5 protein-coding genes are annotated in these 8052 nt (G+C 59.1%); 2 read left to right on the forward strand and 3 right to left on the reverse strand.

What is annotated here, in order from left to right:
* Positions 1-246: 246 nt before the first annotated feature.
* Positions 247-1170 (reverse strand): SHD1 domain-containing protein, encoded by a 924-nt coding sequence (locus RSSM_RS24535; RefSeq protein WP_236621356.1) that lies wholly within the window; start codon positions 1168-1170, stop codon positions 247-249.
* Between the two features lie 162 nt (positions 1171-1332).
* Positions 1333-2934, reverse strand: a complete 1602-nt coding sequence (locus tag RSSM_RS24540; protein WP_063709124.1) for a hypothetical protein — start codon at positions 2932-2934, stop codon at positions 1333-1335.
* A gap of 154 nt (positions 2935-3088) precedes the next feature.
* On the opposite strand from RSSM_RS24540, the gene xylB reads away from it, so the two are divergent.
* Positions 3089-4609 carry a xylulokinase gene (gene xylB, locus RSSM_RS24545; protein WP_008685990.1) on the forward strand — a complete coding sequence of 507 codons (1521 nt, stop codon included), beginning with the start codon at positions 3089-3091 and terminating at the stop codon, positions 4607-4609.
* A 387-nt stretch (positions 4610-4996) separates the two neighbouring features.
* Here xylB and RSSM_RS34345 read toward each other — a convergent pair whose 3' ends face one another.
* Complete coding sequence (locus RSSM_RS34345; RefSeq protein ID WP_236621357.1) at positions 4997-5431, reverse strand: BON domain-containing protein; 435 nt, start codon at positions 5429-5431, stop codon at positions 4997-4999.
* A gap of 401 nt (positions 5432-5832) precedes the next feature.
* On the opposite strand from RSSM_RS34345, the gene RSSM_RS24555 reads away from it, so the two are divergent.
* Positions 5833-7974: a GGDEF domain-containing protein gene (locus RSSM_RS24555; protein WP_008685994.1), complete on the forward strand. Its 2142-nt coding sequence runs from the start codon at positions 5833-5835 to the stop codon at positions 7972-7974.
* The last annotated feature ends 78 nt before the right edge of the window (positions 7975-8052 follow it).

The raw sequence follows: 8052 nt of genomic DNA on the forward strand, positions 1-8052 counted from the left end.
GATCAGCCGATCGGCGTTAGCGGCGGTTTTCTATCTGACAAACGGTGCGAACGCACTTCGGCTAATGGGTCGCGTCGTTTTTGCATCGGCACCGTAGGCCGGACCGAGCGCAGCGCTGTTCCGGCAATCCACACAACTGCCGGATGGGCGTCACTATGCCGCCTTCATCCGGCCTAAGTCACCAGCACGATTCCGAAGTCTTGGCGACTTCGGCTACGGGGTTCGGAGGACCGTGAGGAGGCGCGTTTAGCGGCTGGCGCGGCGGACGCCTACTACTCGGAAGCCGGGGTATTTTTGCAGGACCATCTGTTCGGCGGCTTGGCTGTTTTGGGCTGGCACCATGACGCTCGTTCGGCGGTAGTAGTTGCCTTGCATCGGTTCGAGGATGACTTCCCAGATCGTGACCACGCCGGTTGCGGTTGCGAGCAAGCCGAGTTTGAGGGCTTCGATTTGTTTTTGGTTTTCTCGATCTCGCTGGTACTCCATCGCCTGGGTCTGCAGCATCAAACTCTCTCGCTGCTGCGCCTCCGAATCGGACTCGTTGGCCAACCACGCCTTCCACCCCGGCTGCAATAGTTCCTGTTCCTCTTTCGCAAACAAAAAGAACGGCACGCCGATTTCATCACCACTCTCGAGTTCCATCAGCACGCCCTCGAGAGGAAACGTTCGTGTGTCGCCACGCAGCGTTTTGCCCCACGCTTCGAGCTCTTTCTCGTTGGTGATCTCCTGGCCAACAAGTTTCGAAAGGATCCGCAGTGTCACCTTTTGATGCAGCGGGTCCATGGCCGCGAATCGTTTGTCGTTGATGATAATTTTGCCAAGTTGCCTTCGCACGACGAGATCCTTCTTCCCGTACGCGAGCACCCGGCCGCGGACCTTCATCCCGTCGGCAGCGGTCCAAGTCTGCATTTGATCGACGGACTGTTGATACGCCTCTTTGGCTTCGCGAGACTTCACGTACTCCTGGTCTTCTTCGCTCAACTCGGAGAGTTCCGCCGCAATCAGCTCGCCGGTGGGCTTCTTCAAAACAACGGTTTTGTCATCGAACGCGATCGCGTCAGCGATCACTCGGAAGTAGCCGTTGGGCGACGACCACTCGCGTGCGTCCACCGTCCCCGCCATGACGAACAACAATCCGCCGACAAAGGTTCCGGCAAAAAAAGCACGCACGGCAGATTGATTCGAAGACGCAGGTTGATTCAAAGACATGGCGAAACGCAGCAAGGTTGAGTCAGAATAGAAGTGGGGCAGATCACGCCGGATCATTGTAGCCAAACGGGAATCGAATGGTGCCCTCGCGGCTCGCGACGACGTACCGCCGTCGGGCGAGGGTTACGAGATGCCTTGAGCCCGACGCCAATTCCGCTGCTGAGCCGGCAGATCGAACTTGCGATGCAGCCGCGACCACCGTTCGCTGATTTCCTCGCAGGCTTGCCGGGCCGGTTTGTTTTCGTGAACGCATTCACGGACGCCCTTATCCAACGCGTCGTAGTATTCGGCGGCGCCGATCAGTTGCAACGTCGGGACGAAGTTCGCGTCGGAGAGTTTTTTGCTCAACCAATTCCGATACTGTTCGAACAGATCATTGGATGATTCGCTCGGTGCGGTCTTCGTGTCGATGAATTCACCGATGTTTCGATACAGCGGTTCGCTGCCTTCGCCGCCGGCGAGCCACTGCAGAAACGTGTCCGCGGCGGCAGTCTGCCGGCACGACGCCGCCATCGAACCGACCAACATAAAGGGGTCAACCATCCCACGACTCGGGTCAACCCGCAGACCGAGTCGACTCTGTTCTGCACGTCGGCTGCTCGAACCGGTCGGCAGCGACGCCAGCGTGATCAGACCACCAACGGACGAGTCCTCATCGGTTGGAAGACCGCGTTGCGGGAAACCGATCCCGCCGAGCAGTTCACCACTGGCCACCGCGTTGTAGATTTCTCCCGGGGTGCGTCCTTGGTTGGCATCGACGGACGTCTGAACGGCGTTTTGCATTTGTTCGAGGATGGCGACGTACTCACGTTCGGTTAGCAACGGATGGAGCGTCTCGCGTTCGAACAACCATGTCGCGGTCAGGCTGCTCGACAACCGCCACAAATACATCGCACCGGCCCACGTCGGTGCGGTCGGTTCGCAGCACTTGCCGTCTGACGATTTAACGAATTCGCCGTAGGATTCCCAATCCGTGATCGCCGCTTCCTTTGCACTGGCCGCTGCCTTTGCTCCGTCGGCTTCCTTTGCACTGTCGGCTTCCTTTGCGCTGTGGGCTTCCTTTGTGCTGTGGGCTTCTTCGCCGAGCAATAATGCGGGCAGGTAACCGCCGACCGGGATCGCCAACCGTTCGCTCGAGAAGGTTGTCGCGATCCGCAGCCCGACGGGCATCGTGGTTCGATCTTCGCTGGCGAACACGGTCTCGGAGGTTTCCAGATCGCCGGCCGAGTCGGTTCCGGTCTGCCCGGTGGCTTGTGTTCCGGACGCCTGGTCGAGCAGCGGCATGATGCGTTTCTTCGAAACGAGCTGCGACAACATCGCGACCGGATAGATCAGCACATCCGACGTGGCGGCTTTCTCGAACAACTCACCGCTGACGTTTAACTCCGCGGGTGACTCGGTCTCGCCGGACACGCCGGGGAGTGGACGCGGTGGGGCGACGATTCGAACGTCGAGCGGTTGTTCGCTGATCGACGCCCAGGATCGTTTCAAGACATCGGCGTCTTCCTCGGACCCGACCCAGACCACTCGCAGGGGAACGTCGGTCCTGCGACGAGATGCCGCGGACCCGGCCGGACTGTCCTGCGACCGGCAACCAGCCATGGCGGCCACCGAAACCGCCCCGGCCAACCATTCGCGGCGTGGGATTTGGGACGACGATTGGGAGCGGCGAGAACGTTCAACGGAGAGGTCGCAGCGTTCACCAGGACGGTCAGGACAAGGCATAAGATCGTGCGGGATCGATGGAATGAAATGGTGGGGAATAGAAAGTTTGCCGCCAAGCGGTCCTCTCACGCAACAAAGCTCGCGTGATACGCATTATGATGTCGCGTTGTTCGAAACCTGTCTCGTTACTACTTCCCCCAGTGATTCTCCACGAATGTCTTACTATCTCGGAATCGATGTTGGTACCAGCGGCACGAAAACTCTGCTCATCGATGAAGCCGGCAAAGTGCTTGCCGAGTCCGACGCCAACTACCCCATGGAGCAACCGCGTCCCGGATGGACTCAGCAAGATCCGGAGGATTGGTGGAAAGCGGTTGTCAAAACCGTCAAGACAGTCGTCCGGAAAGCCGGAGTGGACAAAACCGAAGTCAAAGCGATCGGGCTGTCCGGACAAATGCACGGATCGGTGTTCCTCGACAAAGACGACCAAGTCATCCGGCCGGCGATCTTGTGGAACGACCAACGTACCGCCGAACAGTGCGACGCGATCACGTCGGCAGCCGGCTCGCGTGAGAAACTGATCGGGATGGTGGCCAACCCTGCCCTGACCGGATTCCAGGCTCCCAAAATTCTGTGGATGCGTGACAACGAAAAACGCAATTTCGGCCGACTCGCCAAAGTTCTTCTGCCCAAGGACGAGATCCGACGCCGACTGATCGGGGATTATGTCACCGAAGTCAGCGACGCCAGCGGCACGTTGTTGCTCGACGTGAAGAAACGTGACTGGTCGACGAAGCTGCTCGGCAAACTCGATCTGGATGCGGACCTCTTGCCGCGCGTCGTCGAATCGGAAGAAGTCACGGGAACGTTGACCACCGAAGCGGCTAAGAAGCTCGGCCTGACGACGGACTGCAAAGTCGTCGGAGGTGCCGGTGACTGTGCCGCCGGAGCGATCGGCAACGGCATCGTCAAGAAAGGTCTGTTGAGCACGTCGATCGGAACCAGCGGCGTGATGTTCGTTCACAGTGATGAACCGAGCATCGACAGTGCCGGACGGCTGCACACGTTCTGTCACGCGGTGCGAGGCAAGTGGCACATGATGGGCGTGAACCTGACCAGCGGCGGGTCGCTGCAGTGGTGGGTTGAAAACGTGTTGCAGGGACTGACCGGTATCGCGGCGGCGAAATCCTACGAAGCCGCCACACGCGAAGCGGCCGCAGCACCGGCGGGCAGCGGATCGTTACTGTTCCTGCCATACCTCAACGGTGAACGCACGCCGCACGCCGACCCGCAAGCCCGAGGCGCGTTCGTCGGCATGAACCTAACCCACGACCGAGGCGCGATGACCCGCAGTGTGATGGAGGGGATCACGTTCGCGCTGCGTGACAGCCTCGACATTATCGAATCGCTCGGCGTTCCCGTGCGTCAAATTCGAGCATCGGGCGGCGGCAGCAAGAACGCGTTGTGGCGTCAAATGCAAGCCGACGTGTTTGGCAAGAAAATTACCACGTTGGCGGTCGAACAGGGCGCCGCGTACGGTGTCGCGTTGCTCGCCGCGGTCGGCGATGGCGCGTATCGATCGATCACTTCCGCCTGTGCGGCAACGATCGAAGTGGCCGCCGAAACCAAACCGGACGCGAAAGCGAAAGCGACCTACAACAAACTGTTCCCGGTTTACCGCGACTTGTATGGGAACCTGAAGGAATCGATGCACACGCTCGCCGAAATGCAGTAGCGTCTGGATCCGAAGATGCATGGCTGCAGTTATTGCGGCCGGATCGAACGCGGCGAAGTTCCGGTATTCTTAGGAGTACCGGACGCGCTTCGGACGTGTTTCCTTTCAACGGGCGTTCTTCAATCGAGCCTTCGTCGAGTGGCCCCAGCGAAACTGGCTCCAGCGTTACCGGCTCCAGCGCAACTGGCCCTACTTCAATCAGCCCCTTTCCCTTCGGCCTACTTGCATCGCTTCGCAGCCGAACAAAACCGAACAGGTGCGTCTTCACGCGTGGCGAGGGACGCTGAACCTTTCGAAATCGGACGTGTCCGATCCCCGCATCTGAATTCGCAAAAGTTCAGGTCACCGAAGTCTGGCGACGTCGGCACCGTCATTTTCGACAACGCTTTATACGTCCGCGCGGACGTTGACTCGGTTGATCACCAATCGGTCGCCGGCGATCGGGCGGACGGCTTCTTGAGCGAGTTGTTTGTGATAGAAGCTTCGAACGCTACCGCTCAGGTGAATCGCCTCTTCGTCTTCATCGACTCGCAGGAAACGCAGTTCCGCGACCGAGCTCTGGGCCAAGACCGCGATCGCGGATTCCAACTCCAAATCCGATTGAGCCGGTGATCCTTCGGCTGGATCGAGACGCAGTGTTCGATCGTCGGATGGCAGTTTGTTGGCCGGGACTTTGCTGTTGGGGAGCGCCTTGGCGGGGCTGCTGGGGAGGGCCGTAGCATTGCTGCTGGGAAGGGCCTTGGCGGGGACAGCTTTGGTGTGGGGGGCTTCGGCGGGATGGCCCGGAAAATTCGCCGGGGCCATTGGTGTGAAAGTTGACATAAATACCCAATCCTTGCGGGAACGTTAACCAGTAACCATGTGCATATAAGTATTTGTGATATTCCAGGGTTTGGCCATGTCAAAACGTCCATATTTTTTTGAGTTGCCAATTGCCGTCGACAAAACAGGCGAAATAGGCGCAATGGGCATTTCTGCAGATTCGCTTTTGTCATTCTTTTTGACTGCGATCGAGAGCGAGCTATAGAAGACTAGCCCGGATACTGCTTGCAGATCCGTCGCAACGGAGGTTCCTGACAAAACCCGTAGCGACAATTGATCGCATGAAGCGTCCTGGCGAGTGCTCAGACACGAACGCCTAACGAGAGTCGGCCGAAGTGAACACCGCAGCACGACGGAATTAGCGACGGCTCGATTGGTACGCATTGGCAGGATTAGGTTTCGTGATACTTGACATCATCATCGCGGGTAGTTGTGGCGGCGCGGGCATTTGTTGCGGATGGGTGATGCATGCCCTGCAACGCGCCGGTGGCCCGACCGCGGACAACCAGTCACACACCACGGACATCGATTCGCCTCGAGGTGCGGCCTCCGAATCGGCAAAATCCGAAAAGGGCAAAAATTCCAAACATCCCGCTGAACCGTCGCTCTCTCCGGCAAAGGTCGCCTCGGTTGCCGACCGCATCCGGGCTCTCGCGTCAATCGTTGCCGCGAACGTGGACGAACACCAAACCAAAGTTGACCAGGTCAACGGTGTCCTCAGCACGAGCGATTTGTCGGGAGCACCGCCGGAGATTTTAGACGCGGTCGGTCAACTCCTCGCGGCGAACGAAACAATGCGAGCCCAACTCGAGGACTCACAAGAACGACTCCGCGAACAATCCAAACAACTCGAGTCGGCCGAACAACGCGCCGAAACCGACGCGCTCACAGAACTGGCCAACCGCGGCGCGTTCGACAAACGACTCGACCGGCAATATGCCAAAGGTCCCGCCGGTGCAGGCGTGCTGGCGATTCTGGACATCGACTTCTTCAAACGCTTTAACGACGAACATGGTCACCGGATCGGTGACGAAGTGTTGCGGTCGGTCGCACGAATGCTGGAAGCGCGTTTGCAGCCCTATGGGTTGGTGGCGCGTTTCGGCGGCGAAGAGTTCTGCGTGATGATCGACAACATCGACTACGACGAAGCCATCGACTTGATCGAGAAGACTCGCGTCGCGGTCAGCAACCGCGAAATCCGTTTCGAAGGCAAACGCCTGAAGGTCACCATGAGTGTCGGGATCGGCGTCTTACAACCGGAACAATCGTCCGATGATTGGTTGCAACGTGTCGACGATGCGTTGTATCGATCCAAAGAAGTCGGCCGAAACTGCGCTCACTATCTCGACGACGACAAGATCGTCAAAGTCGCGTCGGTCGAAAAGCTCAACCCTCACACGTTGGCATCCATGACCGACGAGATTGCCAAAGTAGGCAACGAATCCCAACCAACAGTCTCCACGTCCGCGCCGCAACCACAGACGACCGCATCGACGCAGGCTATCGTGCCGGGTTCGCCCGTGGCAACTCCGCCAGCCGTCGCCGACCAAACCAACGCTGCGAACACGAACGCTATCGCGGCGGATTCACAATCGCCGGCACCCGCGGACTCGTCCGCTAGCCCACCGGTTACCGCAAACGAGTCCAACGTTCCAAGCGTCTCCAAACTTCCGTCCGCGGCAGACTCTCCGCAAACGCCAATCGCCGCGAAACCGGCTGCGTCTGAACCCAACGCTCCGAAGACACCGACCGGGAAACCAACGGATGACCCGGGTGAGGTTGCAACTCCGGTCGAACGAACCCTTGTTGCGAGCGATCCTTTGGTTGCCGCAATCGCCTCGGACGTGCAGGCGGTCGAAGAGAGCGTGGCGAGCGTCGTCGACAAGCGCGATGTCGAACCGGAGGAAGACGCGGAAACTCAACAACTCAAAAAGCTCACCTCGACGTTGTGTACCGCCGTCGATACCGAGCGGCCCAAGGGGCTGACGTACCTTCCCGATCGCGACACGATGATCGACGGGATTTTGGACGCGTTGGATGAACACACCGGCAGCAACCGCAGCAATCGTTTGATGGCGGTGACGCTTTCCGGACAACCGGGCGGTTCGACGATGCGATCGGTGTTGCAACTGGTCCGCGCCGCGATGCGTAGCCAAGACCGGATCGGATGTTTGAACCATTCGACATTGTTGGTATCGATGCCGGAGTGCGAAGAAAGCGAAGCGCTCCTGCGAGCCAAACAGATCTGCAGTTCGGCTCCTTCGGTCGGTTTGACTCTCGCATCGGCCGACAAGGCGGCAACCGGGGAACGACTATCCATCGGCATCCTCGGCATGACCGACGTGCCAGCCAACCAAGCAGGCAAATCTCGCATCGGGGCATCCTCTGCAACGGCCTCGACCATCAACCACGCCATCGCCAAGACTCAGGCAATCGCAATGCTCGGCGGAAGATTATGCGGCAGCGGCGAAAACGCCAAACCGCCGATCCTGTCACGAAACTGCTCCATGAGCCAATTGGCAGAAATCGCCGCGAGTCGTTAGTGGGGATTGCCGGAACGGCGCTTCGCTTGGTCCGGCCTACGGGGGCGATGCGAAAATGTTGGGCGTGAGTTGGCCGGG

The sequence above is a fragment of the Aporhodopirellula sallentina SM41 genome, from assembly GCF_000346505.1.
Classification (GTDB): domain Bacteria; phylum Planctomycetota; class Planctomycetia; order Pirellulales; family Pirellulaceae; genus Rhodopirellula; species Rhodopirellula sallentina.